Origin of the sequence: Candidatus Effluviviaceae Genus V sp., from assembly GCA_014728125.1 — a bacterium.
GTDB lineage: Bacteria > Joyebacterota > Joyebacteria > Joyebacterales > Joyebacteraceae > WJMD01.
Genome location: WJMD01000014.1, coordinates 51,004 through 71,850, shown reverse-complemented (window position 1 = coordinate 71,850; position 20,847 = coordinate 51,004). Strand labels below are relative to the sequence as shown.

The window sequence follows — 20,847 nt, the reverse complement described above, 5'->3', positions numbered from 1 at the left end:
TCACCGACCTCCCCCTTCTGCTGTTCACGGCTGTTCAGTGCCGCTACGCCTTCTCGAGTACGGTCTTTCCGTCCTTCACGTCGACCCGCACCGCGTCCCCGTCCTGAAAGTCGCCCTCGAGGATCGCGACGGCCAGCGGGTTCTGGATCTCGCGCTGGATGGCCCTTTTCAGAGGCCTCGCCCCGTAGACCGGGTCGAAGCCCTCCCTGGCGATCATCTCCTTCGCTTCGTCAGACAGCTCGAGCGACATGTTCCGGTCCTCGAGCATGGTCCGGAGACGCTCGAGCTGGATGTCGACGATCTCCTTGATCTCCTCGAGCGTGAGCGAGTTGAAGATGACGATCTCGTCGACGCGATTGAGGAACTCCGGACGGAACTGGCTGCGGAGCGCCTCCATGACGCGCTTCCGCATCGCCTCATCGTCCTTCCCTCCGAGCTCCTCGATCCACTGACTCCCGACGTTCGAGGTCATGATGACGATCGTGTTGGTGAAATCGACCGTCCTCCCCTGCCCGTCGGTCAGCCGGCCGTCGTCGAGGATCTGCAGGAGCACGTTGAAGACCTCCGGATGCGCCTTCTCGATCTCGTCCATCAGAACAACGGAATACGGACGGCGCCGTACGGCCTCCGTCAGATAACCGCCCTCCTCGTAGCCGACGTAGCCGGGGGGAGCTCCGATGAGCCGTGCCACCGCGTGCTTCTCCATGAACTCCGACATGTCGACGCGGACCATCGCGTCCTCGTCGTCGAAGAGGAACTCGGCCAGTGCGCGACCGAGCTCGGTCTTTCCGACACCGGTCGGTCCCATGAAGATGAACGAGCCGATGGGGCGCCTCGGGTCCTGAAGCCCTGCCCGGGCCCGCCTGACGGAGTCCGAGACGAGACGGATGGCGTCGTCCTGACCGACCACGCGGTCGTGCAGGCGGTCCTCCATCTGCAGGAGCTTCTCGCGCTCACCCTCCAGCATGCGGGAGACCGGAATGCCGGTCCACGACGAGACGACGGTCGCTATGTCGTCCTCGTCGACCTCCTCCTTGAGCATCTGCCGGTCCTTCTGGATCTCCGCGAGACGCTCGTTCTCCTCGACGAGCTCCTTCTCGAGCTCCGTCAGCCTCCCGTACCGGAGCTCCGCTGCCCGATTCAGGTCTCCCTGCCGCTCGGCGCGCTCGTACTCGGCCTTGACGTTCTCGATCTCCGCCTTCGTGTCCCGGATCGAGTGGATGGCCTCCTTCTCGTTCTCCCAGTGGACCTTCATCTCCGCGGTCTGTTCCTTGAGGTCCGCGAGCTCGGCCTCGAGACGTTCGAGCCGCTCCTTCGACGCCTCGTCCTTCTCCTTCTTGAGGGCCTGTCGCTCGATCTCGAGCTGCGTGATCCGCCGTTCGATGCTGTCGAGCTCCTGCGGCATCGAGTCGATCTCGATGCGGAGCCTCGACGCGGCCTCGTCGACGAGATCGATGGCCTTGTCGGGAAGGAACCGGTCCGTGATGTAGCGATGCGAGAGCGTCGCGGCCGCCACGAGCGCCGTGTCCTTGATTCGCACACCGTGGTGGACCTCGTAGCGCTCCTTCAGGCCTCTCAGAATGGCGATCGTGTCCTCGACCGACGGCTCCCCCACATAAACCGGCTGGAAGCGTCTCTCCAGCGCGGCGTCCTTCTCAATGTGCTTCCGGTACTCGTCGAGCGTCGTCGCTCCGACCGCGTGGAGCGTCCCGCGCGCGAGCGCGGGCTTGAGCATATTCGACGCGTCGACAGCACCCTCGGCCGCGCCGGCGCCGACGAGCGTGTGCATCTCGTCGATGAAGAGGATGATCTCGCCCTCCGACTCCTCGATCTCACGAAGGACGGCTTTCAGGCGGTCCTCAAACTCGCCGCGGAATTTCGAGCCCGCGATGAGGGCGCCCATGTCGAGAGCGTTGATCCGCTTGTTCTTGAGGCTCTCCGGCACGTCACCCTCGATGACGCGCTGAGCAAGTCCCTCGGCGATGGCCGTCTTCCCGACGCCCGGCTCGCCGATAAGCACGGGGTTGTTCTTCGTCCGGCGCGACAGCACCTGGACGACGCGTCGGATCTCCTCGTCGCGCCCGATGACCGGGTCGAGCTTCCCCGCGCGGGCAAGGTCCGTGAGATCGCGGGAGTACCTGGCGAGGGCCTGGTACTTCTCCTCGGGACTCTGGTCGGTGACGCGCTGGCTGCCGCGGATGGCCTTCAGAACCTGGAAGATGTTCTCGCGCGTTGCACCCGCCTCGCGGAGCATGGCGCCGGCCGTCGACTCCTTCTCTTCCGAGACGGCGATCAGGAGATGCTCCGTGCTGACGTACTCGTCCTTGAGCTGCCGCGATTCGGTCCACGCCGCGCCGAGCACGTTCTGAAGAAGTGTCGAGGCGTACGTCTGACCGGCCGAGCCGTAGACCTCCGGCAGCTTCTCGACCTCGGAGGAGATCCTCGTCCGCAGCGACGACACGTCGACGCCGAGCTTCTGGAGGATGGGGACCACCACGCCCTCCTGCTGCTCCAGCAGCGCGTGCATCAGATGCAGCGGCGTGATCTCCTGGTGGTTCCTCTCCATGGCCAGGGACTGGGCGGACTGGACCGCCTCCTGCGCCTTCAGTGTGAATCGATCCAATCTCATCTCGCTCATCTACCTCCTACGCTCTTCGGGTAGCGCAGGGCGCCCGCGTGAACCCACCGGGCGCCTCACGGTGTGTTCTCCATGTTGCACTCCTTTGGATGCAGAAGGGACCGGTGCGTCCCGAAGCAACCATAGGGGGTTGACGGAGCCGCGCCCCTTCCTCTACGGCGTGTCGCGCTCCGACCCCGTGCCGGTGCGACCACCGCCCTCGATCGCGGACCGGACCCGAGAAAGGTCACGGCGGGCGCCCGGGAAACCGGGGGCCAGCCTGAGGACCTCGAGGAGGTGCTCCTCACTTCGTTCGAGCTGCCCGGTCGCCTCCATGAGGAGCGCGACGTTGTAGTGGATGTGGGGATCCGTCGGGTTCAGTCGGAGCGCGTCCATCATGTGCCGTCCGGCCTCCGCGAACTCCCCGCGGCGCGCCAGCGCAACACCGAGATCGATGTGGGCCTGCCAGAGTGAGGGCTTCTCCTCGATGGCGGCTCTGTACTCCCGGACGGCGGTCGCCAGCTCACCGGTCGCCGCATGGCTCATCGCGCGGTTGTAGTGCCATATGCCGCGATCGGCCCGATACGGAACGAAGCGGATCGAGGCGAGAACGAGAAGCCCCGCGAAGACAGCTCCCCACAACGAGATCGCCCGCCACGCCCTGCTCCTCACGCGCCCGACGATCCACTCGACGCCGGCCGCACCGAGGAGAACGAGGAACGGGACCGCCGGCACGCGGTAGCGGCTGGCGGCGAAGAACGGCAGGATCGAGACGAACCACGCCGCGAGCAGCAGGGCGATGAGGACCGCGACCTCAAGGCCCTCGTCCGTCCGGATAGACGCATCCTCCGCTGCGTCCTCCCCCTGCGTACCCCCGCTCCGACGGTGACGCGAGCGGAGCTCCGCCAGGACGATTCCGCAGCCGAGCAGCCCAAGGGCCGCCAGAAACGGAAACCCGACGGGGATGGCCGAGAGGACCGACGAGTCCTTCCTCTCGAGCTCGACGACAGTATTGTGGCTGACCTCGAAGGGTCCCCAGAAGAGCAGGGCCTTGATCCCCGTCAGCCGAAGAGCCTCGCCCGGGTTCTCAAGAACGAATCTGAGCGCGCGGCGGGTCATGAGGTTCGACGCCTCAGCGTGGGTCAGCGGGCGGCCGACCTGCTCCTCCAGGGCGTCGACGACGGCCGGATAGTCAAAGCACGTTCCGAACTCGCCGATGCCCGGCAGGTCGCCGTCGCACAAGCCGTTGGCCTCCGGGTTGTTGCCCATGAGGAGGTTGACGCCCGTGTTGGAGGTCACCGGCACGAACTCACCCGACGCGACGGCGTTCCGTATCGTGACGGGAGCCATCACGAGCACGGTCCCCGCGACCAGGGCCAGGAACGCCGCGCCGAGCCCGCGACGCGCGCCGCGGCGTCCGAGCCGGAACATCCAGAGTCCCGCGGCCGGAACAAGCAGGAGGGCGTTCGGACGCGTGATGACCGCGGCGCCCAGGACGAGTCCGGCTACGAACGCCTTCCGCGCGGACACTCCCCGAACCTGGTCCGACATGAGCAGCGCGAAGAACAGAAGAAGCGGAATCAGGAGCGCCGGGGCCTGGAACTCCCCCTCGAAGTAGATGAACGACCAGTTGACCGCCATGAGGAAGGCGGCGGTGAGTCCCGCGACCGTTCCGAACCAGCGTCGACAGAGGACGAAGGCGAGCCACGCGCTCAGGAGCCCGAGCGCCGCCTGCACGACCCGCGGGGCGAGATAGCCGCCGCCGGTGGCGCGGAAGATGAGTGCGAGGAAGAAGGGATAGCCGGGCGGACGAAGATACGGGGAGTCGTGGATCTCAGGGTCCGGCTCGTTCGGAGGGCGGGTCCAGCTGCCGAAGGCGAGGCCGCGCGCCCAGTAGTCGTGGTACTCGGCGTCGCTGAAAGGCTCCGTGAACTCGGGGGAGCGGCGATGCTCATTGATGTAGGCCCAGCGGAGCACGCCGCCGAGACACAGCGCGGCGACGAGGATGATGAGCACGGTGCGCGATGCGCCGCCGGCAGGACCGGCCGCGCCGCGCCGGAGCCCCGGGTCCCTCTCGGGTGATCGTCTGCGGTGTGCCGCGAACATGGCGGGAGCATAGCAGTCCCGAGCCGAAAAGAGAACCCCCGCCCCGGCCTCACCGCACAGACCGCCCCACAGCCGTGGCCTCTGGGCGGGGGTCGTCTCATTATGATGCGCGCGGCGGGGGGTGGTCGCACCCACATCTTGACCGCCGGGGGGGTCTGGGCTAGAATGGCGTGGTGCGGGCGGTCGACGGCATCGGCCCGTTCCGCCGGACGAAAGCGAACGTGGCGGTGTAGCTCAGTTGGTTAGAGCAGCGGAATCATAATCCGCGTGTCCGGGGTTCGAATCCCTGCACCGCTACCAGATCCGGCCCTCCTGCTGCCGAGCGGAGGGCCGTCTTCTTGTTGAGGACTTGGTGCGGCGCGGCCGACCGGGAACGGCCGTTCTCGTGAAGGGCAGCCTCCCGTCATGGATGAGATCGTCGAGAAGGTCCTGTGGACCTGCAGACGCTACCGTCTGATCTCCGAGCGCGACACCGTGCTTGCCGCCGTCTCCGGCGGCGCCGACTCGGTGGCGATGCTTCGCATCCTGCTGGAGCTCCGCGAGACGCTGGGCATCCGTGTGAAGGCGGCCCATCTGGACCACAGGTTCCGGGGCGAGGAGTCACGCGACGACGCCCGCTTCGTCCGAGACCTCTGCGACGAGCTCGACGTCCCCTGCTTCACGGAGGAGGTCAACGTCCCGCGGTTCGTCATGGCGCACGGCTACTCGAAGCAGGAGGCCGCGCGAATGCTCCGCTACCAGTATCTCGTCAAGGTCATGAAGCTCGAGTACTGTCAGCGCATCGCGACCGGCCACACGGCGGACGACCAGGCCGAGACCGTGCTCATGCGCCTGCTCAGGGGCTCGGGGCCCGACGGTCTCTCCGGCATCCCTCACCGGGGCGAGGGCGGTATGGTCATCCGCCCCCTCCTGGACGTCCGGCGGGAGGAGGTCGAAGCCTGGCTTGGAGGACGCGGTGCCGCCTGGCGCACCGATTCATCGAACCTGACCTCCGACTACACGCGGAACCGCATCCGACTCGAGCTCATGCCAGTCCTCGAGGAGTACAACCCCTCCATCCGCGACGCGCTGGTGCGCACGGGCGCCATCATGACCGACGTCGCCGCCCATCTTGAACGCGCCACGGATGAGGCCCTTCCCTCGGTCATTCAGTCGACGCGACGGGGCCTCTTCGCCCTTGATTCGGCACAACTCGCCCACTACGATGAGGCACTGCAGAGGAGCCTGTTTCGGAGGGTCTTCGCGTCCCTGCGCCCCGATCTGGCACCGCTTGCGTCCCGCCACGTGGACAACTTGCTCGAGCTTCTGAGAAGGGACGATGTCGGGGCATCGGTCGAGCTTCCGGGCGGCGCCCGCGCCAGATTGGAGCACGGGCGTCTTGTGGTCTCAGAGGGCGACGGACCGCCGACCTTCGCCGAGGCGCGGCTGGACGTCCCCGGCTCTGTCGAGTTTCCGGAGGCGCGTCTCAGAATCACGGCGGATGTCGCTCCGCATGGAGCGAGCGCGATCGACGCGTCCGATCCGGGAGAGGGTGTCACGGTCTTCGACCTCGACGCCGTCGAGCTCCCGCTGTCCGTCCGGCCGAGGCGTCCGGGCGACCGCATCCGGCCGTTCGGCATGGACGGCACGAAGAGCCTCAAGGAACTCATGATCGACGAGAAGATCCCGTTCGGTCTGCGGGACGCACTGCCGATCGTCTGCGATGCTGCCGGCGACCTCTGCTGGGTCGTCGGTGTGAGGCGAAGCGCGGCGGCGCCTGTGACAGAGGCGACGCGGCGCGTGCTCAGGGTCACGGCGGAGAAACTCGATGGAGCAGAAGAGGTTCGGAAGCGTCCTTCTCTCTGAGAAGCAGATACGCGAGCGCGTCGAGGAGCTGGGTCGCGTCATCACGGAGGACTACGCCGACGATCCGCCGATCCTGGTGAACGTCCTCAAGGGCGGCTTCGTGTTCCTCGCCGACCTGGTCCGCGCCATCGACCTCCCCGTCGAGGTCGACTTCATGGAGGTCTCGAGCTACGGGGACGGAATGACGAGCTCCGGGGTCGTCAGGATCCTGGAGGACCTCTCGGAGTCGGTCGAGGGACGCCACGTCATCATCGTGGAGGACATCGTCGACACAGGACGCACGCTGGGCTACCTGATCGAGAACCTCGAGACGCGCCACCCGAAGAGCGTGAAGATCTGCACGCTGCTCGATCGCCGGGGGCGACGCGAGGTCGAGCTCGACCTCGACTACGTCGGGTTCGTCGTGCCGGACCGCTTCGTCGTCGGTTACGGCCTCGACCTCGCGCAGAAGTACAGGAACCTGCCCCACATCGCCGTCGTCGAGGACGAGGAGGTCCCTTAGACAGCACCGCGGCCGCGCCGCGGGGAGCCGGTTGAATGACAGAACGAAGACCCCCAGAGACACCGCGCGGCAACAACCGCCGCGACGACGAAGAGCGCCGAAGGCGCGGCGACGAGCTGCACAAGAAGCTCGTTCCCCCGCCGCGGTCGCGCAACCCGCTGATCGCCTGGATCATCTTCATCTTCCTGGCCATCATGGCATACCAGCTCTACATGTCCTCCAGACCGCAGGAGGTCGAGCTGGTCTACAGCCAGCTGGCGAAGGAGATCGAGGCGGGCAACATCGCCTCGGTGTCCGTCGAGGGCAGGAAGGTCACCGGCGAGCTCAAGACCGCCTCCGTCGCCGTCAGGGAAGGCAACGAGGTCCAGTTCACGCGCTTCTACACGTGGCTGCTCTTCGAGGACCCCGACTTCATCGACGAGGTCGTCGAAACCAATCCGAACGTCGAGCTCGTCGGCGAGCCGCCCGCCACCAACTGGGGCGGCGTCCTCTTCTCCGTTCTGCCCCTGCTGGTCATCGTGGCGTTCTGGATCTTCATCATGCGGTCGATGCGCGGCGGCGGCGGGCCCGGCAAGGCGTTCAGCTTCGGGAAGAGCGGCGCCAGGCTCCTGACCGAGGACCGGCCGAAGGTGACGTTCGAGGACGTCGCCGGCCTGCCCGAAGCCAAGATGGAGCTCCAGGAGATCGTGGAGTTCCTCAAGGAGCCGAGGAAGTTCCAGCGCCTGGGCGGCAAGATACCGAAAGGCGCGCTGCTCGTGGGCCCGCCCGGAACGGGCAAAACACTGCTCGCGAGAGCGGTGGCCGGCGAGGCCGAGGTGCCGTTCCTGTCGATCAGCGGCTCCGACTTCGTCGAGATGTTCGTCGGCGTCGGAGCGGCCCGCGTCCGCGATCTCTTCGAGCAGGGCAAGGCGAACGCCCCGTGCATCATCTTCATCGACGAGATGGACGCCGTCGGCAGGATGCGCGGCGCCGGTCTCGGCGGCGGACACGACGAGCGGGAGCAGACGCTCAATCAGCTGCTTGTCGAAATGGACGGCTTCGAGTCGAACGAGGGGGTCATCCTCCTGGCCGCAACCAACCGTCCCGACGTGCTCGATCCCGCTCTTCTCAGGCCCGGGCGGTTCGACCGGCAGATCGTCGTCGACCGTCCCGACCTCCAGGGCCGCGAGGGCATCCTGAAGGTCGCGGCGCGCGAGGTCGAGGTCGCCGACGGCGTCGACTTCACCGTGCTCGCGCGAGGCACGCCGGGCCTCTCCGGCGCCGACCTGGCCAACCTCGTCAACGAGGCCGCCCTCCTCGCCGCGAGGGCCGGGCACAAGGCCGTCGAGATGGAGGACTTCGAGGAGGCGAAGGACAAGATCATGCTCGGCATGGAGCGCAAGAGCGTGATCCTGACCGACGAGGAGGTCCGCACGACGGCATACCACGAGGCGGGACACGCCCTTGTCTCGTGGCTGATCCCCGGAACCGACCCGATCCACAAGGTCACAATCATCCCGCGCGGACACGCCCTCGGCGTCACCTACTTCCTCCCGACGGACGAGCGGCACAACTACGCCCGCCAGTACTGGCTCGATACCCTGGCGCACGCTCTCGGCGGCCGGGCCGCCGAGGAGCTGGCCCTCGGTGAGATCACGACCGGCTCGGCGCAGGACATCGACTACGCCACCGAGCTGGCCAGACGGATGGTCTGTGAGTGGGGTATGAGCGACCGACTCGGACCCGTGACGTTCGGCAAGGAGGACCGCCAGATCTTCCTCGGCCGCGAGATGGGACGCTCGAAGGAGTACAGCGAGGCGACCGCGGTCCTCATCGACGAGGAGGTGCGCGGTATCGTCGACTCGGCGCTCGAACGCGCCCGTACGCTTCTCTCCGAGAACAACGACAAGCTCCATATGCTGGCCAAGGCGCTGCTCGACCGCGAGACGATGACGGGCAGCGAGGTCGACGAGCTTCTCGGAGCCGTCGGCGTGACCGACGAGCGGGTCGGAGGACAGGAAGGCGACACATCCGGGGACGAGGAAGCCTCGACGCGCGGGGCTGCCGGCGACGGAACGCCCCCCGGAGGAGGTTCGTAGACAGCGCGAGGATCGGCCGGGGACCATGGCTGACGTTCTCTCACCCAGGATCATCCTGATCGAGACCCTCGAGGACGCGGCGCGCGAGATGCGCGCCATCGACGTCTCCGAGGGCGGCATCGACGCGATGACGCCCAAGGGCCGGTACCTGGCCGTCAAGGTCGCGGGGGCCTGTGTCCCGGCGGCTCACATCATCAAGCAGCAGATGCTCTCGATCGGCGGCGAGGCTGCCGTCGCCCGGGACGTTCTGACACACGGCGTCGACAGCACCGATATCATCATCTTCGGGACCTTCGCCCAGCTCAGGCTCCTGTCCGAGAAGCTGTCCTGGCAGCCGTTCGATCTCCCCCGCCTCGGAGAGCGCATCGCGGCCCTTCTCGACGCCGTGGCGGGAGGCGGCGGCTGTACGGTTCGCGCCGGCCGGTTCGAGCTCGACCTGGGCGACCACGTGCACGTTATGGGCATTCTGAACGTGACGCCCGACTCCTTCTCCGACGGAGGCAGCTATCCCACCCCCACGGCGGCCGTCGACCGGGCCCTCGAAATGGTGGACGAGGGTGCGGACATCATCGACATCGGCGGCCTCTCGACCCGGCCGGGGTCGAGTCCCTGCACCGAACCGGAGGAGCTCGACCGGATCGTCCCGGTCGTCGAGCGCCTGGCGGACCGGTGGCAGGGACCGATCTCGGTCGACACGTTCCGCGCACCCGTAGCGAAGGCCTGCCTCGATGAGGGCGCCGTCATCATCAACGACGTCACGGCACTCAGAGGTGATGACGCGATGGCCGACACGGTGGCCTCGGCCGGCGCCGCGTGCGTTCTCATGCACATGCGGGGCGACCCGGAGACCATGCAGCACGACCCGTCGTACGACGATCTTGTCGGCGAGGTCACCGGCGTGCTCGACGGCGCCGTCCGAAGGGCGTGTGATGCCGGTGTCGGCCCCGGCCAGATCATCGTTGACCCGGGGCTGGGCTTCGGGAAGACTACGGAGGACAACCTCGAGCTGCTGCGGAGGCTGCCGGAGCTCGCCTCGCTCGGGAGGCCGGTGCTCGTTGGTCCCTCACGGAAGGGCTTCATCGGCCGGGTGCTCGACCTGCCGGTCGAGGACCGCATCGAGGGGACCCTCGCTACGTGCGCCTACGCGGTCGCCCAGGGCGCCCGCATCGTCCGGGTACACGACGTGCGCCCGGCCGTCAGGACCGTGAGCATGGTCGATGCCTGCCTCGTCTCGGGGCGGCGGGAGGAGCGCATGCCATGACAGGATGGCGGATCCTCATCGACATCATCGACGTCTCCATCATGGCGTTCATCGTCTATCAGCTTCTGCTGCTCATGCGGGGCCGGCGGGCGATGCAGATGCTCATCTCGCTCATCGTCATCGTCGTCATCGGTTTCGTCGCCCGATGGCTTCAGCTCGACGCTCTGAACTGGCTGATGTCCGGCCTCCGCGGCGTCTGGGCGATCATCTTCGTCATCCTCTTCCAGCAGGAGCTCCGGCGGTTGCTGGGACAGGTCGGTCAGAGCCGGCTCTTCAGGCCGTTCGTCAAGGTCGAGGAGCACGAGGCCATCGAGGCTGTCGTGACGGCGGCGAAGACGCTCGCACAGAAGAAGACGGGGGCGCTCGTCGTCATCGAGCGTTCGGCGAGGCTCACCAACTACTACCAGACCGGGGTCCTGCTGGGCTCTCCCGTCGTCTCGTCGCTGATCGTCTCGATCTTCACGCCGCTGACGCCGCTTCACGACGGGGCGGTCATCATCAACGCTGACAGGATCATCGCGGCACGGTGCACGCTGCCGCTCTCGCAGAACCCGTACTTCGTGCACACGCTGGGGACGCGTCACCGCGCCGCAGTCGGCCTGACGGAGGAGACGGACGCCGTCGTCGTCGTCGTCTCCGAGGAGACCGGACAGATCTCGCTGGCCCTCGCCGGGCAGATCTCCAGGGGGTTGACGCCGCAGGCGCTGAGGGAGCGACTGGAGCAGCTTCTGAGGCCCGAGACAACCGAGACCACCGGAAGCTAGGAGCACAGATGTACCGCCACCAACGAACGAACATGATCATCGCGTGGGTGCTGGGGGCCGTGGCGTTCACGGTCTACATGATGACGACATGCCCGGTCGTCTCGTTCTGGGACAACGGCGAGTTCGTCGCGGTCGGCGCGATCCTGGGCGTCGGCCACCCGCCGGGCTCTCCCATCTACACGCTGATCTCGAGGCTCTTCTCCCTCCTGCCCTTCCCGAACGTCGTGCAGGCGGTCAACTTCACGTCGATCGTCGCCGCGACGCTGGCGATCGTCTTCTTCTACCTCGCGCTCGTGAAGATGAGGAAGCGCTGGGAGGGCCGCATCGAGTCCTTCGAGGAGGGCCTGCCCACCTACGTCACCGGCATTACGGCGTGCCTCTTCATGGCCTTCTCGTTCAGTTTCTGGGAGAACGCCCTCGAGGCCGAGGTCTACGCGACCAACATCTTCATCATGGCGGTCACCCTGTGGATGGTGCTCAAGTGGTCTGAACTCAGGGAAACGCCGAGGGACCGACGACTCCTCTTCCTGATCATCTACCTGCTGGCGCTCGGCGTCGGCGTTCACATGGGGTGCCTGCTCTGGGCACCGGCCTTCCTTGTCTTCATCATTCTCTTCGAGACGCGCTACATCGGTCTCTTCCTGCTCGCCCTTCCGTTCGGGATGACGTTCTTCCTGCTGTCGAAGGGCGTCATGTGGGGGGCGTACGGCATCGGTCTCCTGTGGCTTCTGACCACGCTCTACTACGCGGTGCCGGCGATGTGGCACGACGCCGGCGCGCGACCCGGACGCGGCGAGCGCAGGCGTATGAAGAAGCAGGGAAAGAAGAGCGTCGCGGCGGCGCACCCTGCGGCCATGATGCCGCCCGCCATGCTCTGGACCCTCGTGGTCATCGAGCTCGTGGCGCTGATCGCCAGCGGAACGAACAACGGCGGACTCGCCGTCGGGTGGTTCCTGCTGTCGCTCATCATCTCGGCGGGGGCCGTGGTTCTCTACGCTTACCTGATCCGCACCGAGCACATCGACCGTCCCGAGATACCGGCGCGGATGGTCTTCGGGGCGGTCGTGCTGGGGCTTCTCGCCCTCTCGGTGCACGCTTATCTCCTGATCCGCGCGAGGCTCAATCCGCCGATCAACGAGTCGAATCCGCACACCTGGAAGCTCGTCTTCGACGTCATGCGGCGGAAGCAGTACGAGCCGATGCACTTCTTCCCGAGACGTACGCCGTTCTCGAATCAGTTCCGCATCCTCTGGTCGTACCTGGCCCCGCAGTTCACTGTGTGGCCGCTCCTCCTCGCGGTCTGGGGCGCCATCGTGCATGCCAGGCGCGACAGGCGCACCTTCGTGATGATGGCCATCGCGTTCGCCGCGGCGTCGGTCGGGCTCCTCCTCTACCTGAACATCTCGGCCAATGAGGTGCGGTCGCGTGAGTACTTCTGGGTCCCGATGTACGTCGGACTGGCGCTCTGGATGGGCATCGGCAGCGGCCAGATCGTCAGATGGGCGAAGAAGCTGGGCAAGGCGGGACTCTACGCGGCAGCCGGAGCGCTCATTCTCATCTCGCTCTGGCCGCTCCAGCATCACTACTTCGAGCAGGACCGGAGCGACAACTACGTGGCGCACTACTACGCATGGAACCTGCTCAGCTTCCTCGAGGAGGACGCGATCCTCATTACCAACGGGGACAACGATACGTTCCCGCTCTGGTATCTCCAGGAGGTTGAGGGCGTGAGGAAAGACGTCGAGATCGTCAACCTGTCGCTCGTGCAGATCAACTGGTACGTACGCCAGCTCAAGGAGCGAGGGCTCCCGCTCAGCTTCACCTACGAGCAGATCGACGAGATGCATCCCTACTGGGCCCGCGACCCCGACACGGGACAGCTTCGACTTGTCACGCTCAGGGACATCACGATCCACGACCTCATTCGGGAAAACAACTTGGAGCGGCCGGTCTACTTCGCCGTGACGGTCGACAACTTCATGGGCTACGACGACCACCTCGAACTCGAGGGGATGGTCTTTCAGCTTGTCCGGTCCGAAGGCCGCTACCAGATCGACGTGGAGAAGACCCGCGAGAACTGCTTTGAGAACTACCGGTACGACAGCATCGTCGACAAGGACGACAATTGGCGCGTCATCGACGAGGTCTACAAGAATCAGACCTACCGGCGGCTTATCACGAACTACGCCGCGGGGTTCTCACGCCTCGCCTTCCACGAGATGCAGAACCCGCCGCCCGACATCGAGGAGGCCGTCAAGCTCTACGAGATCGCCCTCAAGTTCGCGCCGACCTACGGTCCCGCGCTGAACGGCCTTATCGCCATCTACGCCGTCCGGCTCTATCAGCCGGAGAGGGCGATGCCGCTGGCCGACAGGCTGCTCGAGGCTCAGCCGGAGAACACGGAGTCGTGGGTACGCCACGGCGGCGTCTACCTCATGGTGGCCGAGGACCTGAAGCGTGCCGGACGCATGGAGGAGGCCCGACCGAACTACCGGACCGCGCTCGAGTCCTACGAGGAAGCGCTCCGGCGCGAGCCCGAACGAAGCGAGATCTACCCGGCGGTCCTGACGATCTACGAGGAGCTCGGGATGCAGGACCGGGTCGACTGGCTGCTCGGGCTGTGGCAGCGATACGATCCCGAGGGACTCGAGAGAGCGATGGGAAGCGCCGCTCCCGACAGAGGAGAGCAGGGCTAGGACGGGAGCGTCGGGGGAATCAGAAGGGGCCCGCCGGACGGCGGACCCCTTCCTCGTTCCGGCCTCGTGCGCGCGGTTCAGGCGCCCTTGACGATGACCGAGGCGGCGCCGCGTTCGGCCGTCAGGTACCTCCGGGCGACGTCGGCGACGCAGTCGGACGTCACCCCGCGCAGCAGGTCGGCGGTCCTGAAGACGCGCTCGTAGCCCGTACCGAGGATCTCGGCCATCGAGCACGCAACCGCTCTCGCCGCCCCCCGCTGGAGCGCGATCTCGTACGCGCCCGCAGCCGACCGTCGCGCCCTCCCGAGATCCGCGGTGTCCATTCCGCCGGCGGCCAGACCGTCGAATGTCTCGATGAGGGCCTCGCGCACCTTCTCCTCGCTGCCCGGCTGCGACGTCGCGTGGGCGACAACGATCGACGCCCTTCCGAACTGAAAGACGTTCGCCCCAACGGAATAGGCATGCGGCGGGCGTTCCCTGAGTCTCCTCCAGAGCGGCCCGCCCATCATGCCGAGGCCGCGTGCCGCGACCCTCGCCGCAACGGCCTCGTCGGTCCCCGCCGCCGGCCCCTTGAACGCGACAAGCACCGTGGACTGGCGGGAGTCGGGCGTCTCGATGACCGTCCGCCCATCGGGACGGGTCTCCGGCGGGGGCACCTCGGGTGCCGGGGACGCATCGGACACGTTCTCTGCCACCGCCGCGACTTCCCCAGGCGGGAGGTCGCCGGCCCCGCACACGACCATCCGCGCCCCCCCGTAGCGGTCCGCGTGCCACTCCGCGAGGTTCTCGGACGCAAGGCCGGTGACCGTCGTTCTGTCCCCCCGCACGGAGCGTCCGTACGGATGCTCCCCGAACACGAGCGGAAGGACCGCCACGAGGGCGCGGTGCATCGGATCGTCCTCGGACTGGCCGATCTCCGCAAGAACCTCTTCCCGCACGAGCCGCACCTGCGCGGGGTCGAACGCGGGCTCCGATATGACCTCCGACAGGAGCGCCACCGCTCTCTCGAGGCGTGACGACAGGACCGTCAGCCCTACGCCGAACCCATCGCGGTCGACGGCGATTCCCATGCCGCTTCCGAGGCTCTCGATCTCCTGCGCCAGGCGTGCCGCGGGGAGCCGCTTCGTTCCGCGAAGCAGCGCCTTCTGGGTCAGATACGTCAGCCCGCCCGAGCCCCGCGGTTCCTCGCTGTGACCGCCGCGGAACGCGACGGCGACCGATGCGACCGGCACAGCCCGCGATGCACACTCGACGATGACGGCCCCGTTCGGAAGCTCCCTCCTGCGGCAGACCGGGGCCGATGACTCCGCCGCGAGCATCGGTCGCTCGAACCGGGCCGATCGGGTTCGCGCCGCAGGCGGCTCGGCGATGCGGTCCGCCCTCGGGCGAACCGTCCGTCCCGCCGACGGAGGCGACCAGGCACCTTCCGGGGCACCCGTCCCCTCGGGGGCGTACGAGACGACCGTGCCCTCCCCCTCGCACAGGTAGGACTCCGCCGCGCGCCGCACGTCGACCGCCGTCACTGACGCCAGGCGGTCGACGTACTGCTCCGCCAGTTCGAAGTCGCCCAGTGTCTCGTAGTACCCGAGCGTCCGGGCGATCGAATCAGACGTCTCGTGCTCCAGCGCATATGCCGACTCGAGTCTTCTGACGCCCTTCTCCATCTCTTCCTCGCTCACACCCGAGCGGGCGACGCGCCGGAACTCCGCCAGCGTCGCCTCGACGACAGCCTTGACGGACTCGGCGCTCGTCACGGCCCGCACGACGTGCAGTCCGCCATCCCGAAGCGAGACCACGCCCGAATCGATGCTCGACACGAGTCCGGCGTCGAGCTGCAGCCTCTGCCTCAGTCTGGAGCTCCGTCCCATCCCGAGCAGGCCGGACAGCACGTCGAGTGCGGGGAGGTCGTCGTGGAGCGCATCGGGAACCCGGTGACCGATGAGGATGTAGGCGCGGTCGAGGCGCCCCGGGTAGCCGTGCCCGCGGACGACCGTGTCGGTGGTCCCAGGAAGAGAGGGGCGCCGCGGCCGGTCGCCGGAGGGAAGCCCCTCGAGGAGCGACGACGCTTCCTCGACGACCCTGTCCGCGTCCACATCCCCGACGACGACCTGGACGAGGTTCGAGCCCCTGTAGTGGCGGGAGAAGTGCGACACGAGATCACGGGGCGTCATGGCCGCCAGCGAGTCCTCGGTCCCGAGTACCGGGCGACGGCACGGATGGTCGGGGAAGGCGTGCTCCATCAGCCGGTGCCACAGGAAGGACTGCGGGTGGCGCTCCGCCCCCCGCGCCTCCTCGATGATCACCGACCGCTCGGCCTCGACGTCTCCGGGAGCGAACTCCGCCTCCGTCACGGCGGAGACCTGCCGCCTGAGCACGTCGCTCCAGGCGCTGCTCGGGACGACCTGGTAGAAGTTCGTCCCGTCGCACCCCGTCTCGCCGTTGAGCTGACCGCCGGCGTCGAGCACCTCGCGAACGAGCCTCCCGCCCGCGCCTCCCGAGCCGCGGCCTCCGAAGAGAAGATGCTCGATGAAGTGCGCGGCGCCGGCCCGTCCCTCCGGATCGTCGACCGATCCCGTTCCGACCCAGAGATTGAGGGTGACGACGGGCGCCGTACGAAGCTCCCGAACGAGCAGTCTGACGCCGTTGGGAAGGACCGTGCGGCGTGTCAGCTTGTCCACGCGTGGACGTCCTTCGAATCCCTGAGTCCCAGGCAGACCTCCGCGAGGAGCGGGGGCATGTTGCCCAGGTCCAGAAGCTCGTTGTGGAAGTCGGCGAGCCTGAAGCGCTCGTCCGACGCCTCCCGACGCCGCCTGATGTCGAGGATGGCCCGCTTCCCCATCGTGTAGCTCATCGGCTGTGTCGGGCTGCCGGCGTATCGCTTGACCTCGGCCACGGCGTGGACCCGCTCGAGACCGGCCTCGTTCACCATGAAGTCGACGCCGTCATCAATCGACATGCCCCGCACGTGGAGGCCGACGTCGACGACCACCCGCGCCGCCCGCCAGAGCGCGTCCTTGAGCTGGAAGATCCTGATGCGTGGGTCCGTGTAGAACCCGGCCTCCCACATCATATCCTCGCAGTAGAGCGCCCACCCCTCACAGAACACGGTGCTCTGGGTCATCCGGCGGAGCTTCCGCCGGCACTGATTCGCCCTGACGAGCTGCAGGTGGTGTCCGGGATACCCCTCATGCACGGCCGTGGCGGGTATCGCCTGAAGGCCGTGGCCTCTGAGCTGGCGCTCCTGCTCCTCGGGTGGAAGCTCCTCGTTCACGGGCGTGACGTAGAACTGCCCGCACTGATTCGTCTCGAACGGTCCCGGAGGCAGGTAGGCCGCGTACGGAATGATCGAACGGATGAACACCGGCGTGTCGACGACCTCGAGTTCCTCGGTCTCCGGGACGCGAACCAGCCCCTCCTTCCTGATGAACTCGCGCGAGCGCTCCATCCAGGAGGCGTAGGTCTCGCGCACCTCGCCCTTCTCCGGATGCTCGTTCTTCAGGCGGTCGATGATCTCCTCCCACGTCCCGTCCGGGTCGATCTCCTGCGCTGCGCGCGCGAGCTCCGACTTCGTCTCCTCGAGCACCTCCCGGCCGATCTCCTCGAGCCCGTCGGCATCGAGGTCGAGCATGTGGTCGTTCCTCAGCATCCACTCGAAGCCCTCACGGCCGAGCGCGAAGTCGGCGTCCGCGTCCTCAGCCAGTTTCGAGAGGTGCGCCGCAGCCCGTTCGAATGACTCGATGGCGTGGCTCGCCGCCGTGTCCAGATCGGACGCGAGCCCCGGGACCTTCTCGGCTATGCCCGGTATCGTGGTTCTGACGAAGGCCGCGCCCCCGTGCGCGATCTCGGCGCCGACCGCGGCGAAGACCCTGGGCGGGTTCTCGATGTTCTCCTCCATGTGGAGGAGAAGAGCCGGCACGGCCTTCAGACGGGACAGGAGACTCCCGGCCCGATCGACGACCGGAGCGAACTCGCGAGAGACGAGCAGATTGCATCCGGAGAGCGCGGTCTGGAGGTACATGGCCGGCCTGCGCACGTGGGGACGGACCTTGTCGTACTCGAAGAGCGCGGAGGCCAGTGTGGCGCCGAGGAGCGCCGCGTCGACGAGCTCATCCCTGCTCATGCCGTCCGAGGGAAGCGTTCTGAGCTCCGAGGCGAGATCCTCGAGATGTCCGCGCTTCTCTGCGATGCCGTCCGTGGAGTAGTCGCCGAACTCCCCGTCCCTCTCGTGGAGCCCGAGGAACGTCGCCCACGTCGGATAGTCCTCCGAGACGGTCTGTATGTAACGGTCGACCAGTCCGTCCAGCGTGCCGGCCATGTCGGCCTCCTGTGGAATGGGGGTGATCGGAATCCCGGGACGTGGTGTGCGGTCCTCCGGGTACGTCGCCCCATCATTGTTCCACAGGCGTGCGGCCCCCTCAAGTCATTCCGGGCCGGTAGATCCCCGCTCCGAGGCCGAGCGTCATGGCGCACTCGGCGACCGATGCTGCGAGCGCGAGCCTCCGCCGCCGGTCGTGGCGACCTCTCGCCAGCGGGCTGCTGACGCTCCTGAGGCGACCGTCCGGCAGTCGGTACGAGAGCACGACGCTCGTGCCCTCCCGGCGCGGAGCTCGGCCCGGCACCGACGGCCCCGTCACGACGCTCACGCTGAGGTCGTCCCGAAGCGACCGGTTGATCCTGGCCAGATCACGGGTCAGCGAGGGCGGCCGTCCGCCGCGTCTCAGGACGCCGAGCGCGTTCCGGCGCGTTTCCATCTGGTGTCGCCTCGCAGGGGGAGTCCGCCGGGGAGCGCTCGGGCCTCCTCACATCCCGTCCTCCGAACCGCGCGCGGGCCTCCCGTCGCCCGCGCCCCGTGCCCCCCGGACCCTCGTGCACCGCATCCTCCACACGAGCATCCGGTGTGCCACCGGGGCTCCGGACCCGGCGCCGCTCCGCGAAAGTCGCCGCGAGACGGACAGTTACAGGGTGTTTCGCCCCTCAACTGAAGCGGGGTGTCACCCGTCGGTGACACCCCGTTGTCCACTGTGTTGGCAGTCCTGTGAGCAGTCGGTCAGCTGCCGCGGATCCGCTTTCGGGCCTCGATCTCGATGCCCAGCTTCCGGAGCAGCGTCGCCATACGCGTCGCGGTGCGCATCCCGCCTCCGGCGCTCCTGTCCATCAACTGGGCCACCCGCGCTGCGTCGGCCCTCGCGACCTCGCCACGCTCGACGGCCTCCAGAGCACGGGATGCCGCGTCGAGCTCGGACCGTCGTCGCTCCAGAGGAGGAGCCGCCTGCAGGCCCACCTCGGCCATCGTCCGTGCGGCGTCCCGCATACCGTTCACCGCCCTCGCGATCGCAGCCTCGTCGAACGACGGCCGCGTGACCTCGTCCATCAGGCCATCGGCCAGAAGCTCCACCTCACGCGAGAGCGTGCTCAGGGCCCTGAGCTTCTCCGCCACGTCGCCCGTTCCCTCATCACGTCCGTCCGAGGACGACGCACTCTGAAGGACGGCGCGCGCCTCAGCGAGCGCCCCGGCAGTGCGGCGGAGGATGTCCTTCTGCGCCGCCGCTCCCTCGCTCAGCTCCTTCATCGAGACGAGGAGCTCGTGCGAGGCGTGCAGCAGACCCGGTGCGGCTTCCTCGGCGCGGTCCGCGAAGGCGCCCTCCAGCTCCACACGCTTCCGAAGCTCGTCAGCCTGCTGCACAAGGCCGACAAGCTCGTTGATCTCGTCATTGAGGGCGCGGAGTTCATCGCTCCTCGGCAGGACCGTCAGGACGCGCGTGTCGCCCTTCTTCGCCGCAAAGCAGGCGCGCGTCAGCGCGTCGATGGCGCGCGCGACGCCGCCGGCCCAGCCGGCCGCTATCGCGACAGCGAAGAGGAGCGTGACTCCCAGCGTGATCAGGATGGCGGTCGGTCGCGCACCGGCGAGGAACATCGCGACCAGGATAGCGTCCTGGATGAGCAGCGTGCTCACGAGGAGGAGCACGATCTTCATCTCGATGCTCAGGCCCGTCCGGTTCACTCCGCTCCCCCCTGCATGACTTCGCGGTCGCCTCCCGCGCCTCCGGAGGACGCGGGCGCGTTCGTCCGCTTTCCCGGACTGCAAGGAATATGCCACAGGCCCGCCGTCCCGGCTCAGTCGCCGGGCCTGTGCTCATCTCCGAGGCAGTAGAGCTCGGGCCTCCGGTCCGCCATGACGTCGTTCTTCGGGGTCACGAACTTGTTCCGCGCCTCCGTGGGGTCGATGTCGGCGACGACCACCTCGTCGCCCTCCTCGTCGGCCCGGACCAGGATCTGTCCTGACGGCGTCACGATCTCCGACATGCCGGTGAAGCGGAGGCGACGGTCGCCGCGCTCCTCCGTGCCCGTCCGGTTGGAGAGGACCGCGAAGACGCGGTTCTCGATGCACCGCGTGACGGTGGCCTCCTGGCAGTAAGGCAGCACGAGGTTTGCCGAGTGACAGAGGATGTCGGCGCCGAGAACGGCCAGCGAGCGCGCCGTTTCGGGGAAGATCCAGTCGAAGCAGATCATCGGCCCCAGTCTCACCCCGCCGATGTCGTGGACCTCCGGGGGCCGGTCGCCCGGCGCGAAGATGTCCTTCTCGTCGGCGAACAGGTGGATCTTCCTGTACACGGCCCTGCCTCCGTCCGGGGAGATGATCAGTGAGGAGTTGTAGAGCTCCCCGTTCGACACCTCCGCGAACCCAACGACCACTGCGGCGGACTGCCTGTCCGCGAGGTCCGACAGTCCGTTGAAGGCGCGCGAGTCCGGCGGCTGGGCCAGCGCCCTCGCCTCCGACTCCGACTCGAAGAGGTACCCCGAGACGGCAAGCTCGGGAAGGACGTAGAGATCGGCGCGCTCCCGGGCGACGAGTTCCTCCATTCGACCGAGATTGTGCTCCATGGCGCCGAACTCGGGACAGAACTGAATCGCAGCGACCTTCATGCTCTCCTCCAGCCAAACCGCCGGTGACACACAATGTACACAAAGTAGCAGGAA

The 20,847-nt window shown here is 67.4% G+C and carries 13 protein-coding genes and 1 tRNA gene; 7 read left to right on the top strand and 7 right to left on the bottom strand.

Going from position 1 to position 20,847, the window contains the following annotated elements; genetic code table 11:
* Nucleotides 1-43: 43 nt before the first annotated feature.
* On the bottom strand, nt 44-2,629 hold the full coding sequence (clpB, locus tag GF405_00975; GenBank protein MBD3366728.1) for an ATP-dependent chaperone ClpB: 2,586 nt from the start codon (nt 2,627-2,629) through the stop codon (nt 44-46).
* A 162-nt stretch (nt 2,630-2,791) separates the two neighbouring features.
* Nucleotides 2,792-4,723, bottom strand: a complete 1,932-nt coding sequence (locus GF405_00970) for a hypothetical protein (protein ID MBD3366727.1) — start codon at nt 4,721-4,723, stop codon at nt 2,792-2,794.
* 223 nt (nt 4,724-4,946) lie between these two features.
* Here GF405_00970 and GF405_00965 point away from each other — a divergent pair.
* The 7 genes from GF405_00965 to GF405_00935 all read left to right on the top strand — a co-directional run bounded on the left by GF405_00965 (nt 4,947) and on the right by GF405_00935 (nt 13,869).
* A tRNA-Met gene (locus tag GF405_00965) sits at nt 4,947-5,023 on the top strand.
* Nucleotides 5,024-5,128: 105 nt separating this feature from the next.
* Nucleotides 5,129-6,568: a tRNA lysidine(34) synthetase TilS gene (gene tilS / locus GF405_00960; protein MBD3366726.1), complete on the top strand. Its 1,440-nt coding sequence runs from the start codon at nt 5,129-5,131 to the stop codon at nt 6,566-6,568.
* Nucleotides 6,531-7,070: a hypoxanthine phosphoribosyltransferase gene (gene hpt, locus GF405_00955; protein ID MBD3366725.1), complete on the top strand. Its 540-nt coding sequence runs from the start codon at nt 6,531-6,533 to the stop codon at nt 7,068-7,070. Before tilS ends, hpt begins: the two co-directional genes overlap by 38 nt.
* A 35-nt stretch (nt 7,071-7,105) precedes the next feature.
* Nucleotides 7,106-9,148 carry an ATP-dependent zinc metalloprotease FtsH gene (gene hflB / locus GF405_00950; protein MBD3366724.1) on the top strand — a complete coding sequence of 681 codons (2,043 nt, stop codon included), beginning with the start codon at nt 7,106-7,108 and terminating at the stop codon, nt 9,146-9,148.
* A gap of 25 nt (nt 9,149-9,173) precedes the next feature.
* The gene (gene folP, locus GF405_00945) at nt 9,174-10,409 is read left to right on the top strand and encodes a dihydropteroate synthase (GenBank protein ID MBD3366723.1); all 1,236 of its coding nucleotides are present in this window, start codon (nt 9,174-9,176) and stop codon (nt 10,407-10,409) included.
* Complete coding sequence (locus tag GF405_00940) at nt 10,406-11,173, top strand: TIGR00159 family protein (protein MBD3366722.1); 768 nt, start codon at nt 10,406-10,408, stop codon at nt 11,171-11,173. The genes folP and GF405_00940 overlap by 4 nt, the downstream gene beginning before the upstream one ends.
* Before the next feature lie 8 nt (nt 11,174-11,181).
* Nucleotides 11,182-13,869 carry a DUF2723 domain-containing protein gene (locus tag GF405_00935; GenBank protein MBD3366721.1) on the top strand — a complete coding sequence of 896 codons (2,688 nt, stop codon included), beginning with the start codon at nt 11,182-11,184 and terminating at the stop codon, nt 13,867-13,869.
* Between the two features lie 77 nt (nt 13,870-13,946).
* On the opposite strand, the gene GF405_00930 is transcribed toward GF405_00935, so the two are convergent.
* The 5 genes from GF405_00930 to GF405_00910 all read right to left on the bottom strand — a co-directional run bounded on the left by GF405_00930 (nt 13,947) and on the right by GF405_00910 (nt 20,793).
* Nucleotides 13,947-16,547, bottom strand: coding sequence for a hypothetical protein (locus GF405_00930; GenBank protein ID MBD3366720.1), 2,601 nt, complete (start codon nt 16,545-16,547; stop codon nt 13,947-13,949).
* Entirely contained in the window at nt 16,535-18,184 is a 1,650-nt protein-coding gene (locus tag GF405_00925) for a DUF885 family protein (protein MBD3366719.1), read from the bottom strand. The genes GF405_00930 and GF405_00925 overlap by 13 nt, the downstream gene beginning before the upstream one ends.
* Before the next feature lie 100 nt (nt 18,185-18,284).
* Nucleotides 18,285-18,620: a hypothetical protein gene (locus GF405_00920; protein MBD3366718.1), complete on the bottom strand. Its 336-nt coding sequence runs from the start codon at nt 18,618-18,620 to the stop codon at nt 18,285-18,287.
* Between the two features lie 296 nt (nt 18,621-18,916).
* A complete protein-coding gene (locus GF405_00915) occupies nt 18,917-19,870 on the bottom strand; it encodes a hypothetical protein (GenBank protein ID MBD3366717.1) in 954 nt (317 codons plus the stop codon).
* 113 nt (nt 19,871-19,983) lie between these two features.
* Nucleotides 19,984-20,793 carry a hypothetical protein gene (locus GF405_00910; GenBank protein MBD3366716.1) on the bottom strand — a complete coding sequence of 270 codons (810 nt, stop codon included), beginning with the start codon at nt 20,791-20,793 and terminating at the stop codon, nt 19,984-19,986.
* Nucleotides 20,794-20,847: the final 54 nt, after the last annotated feature.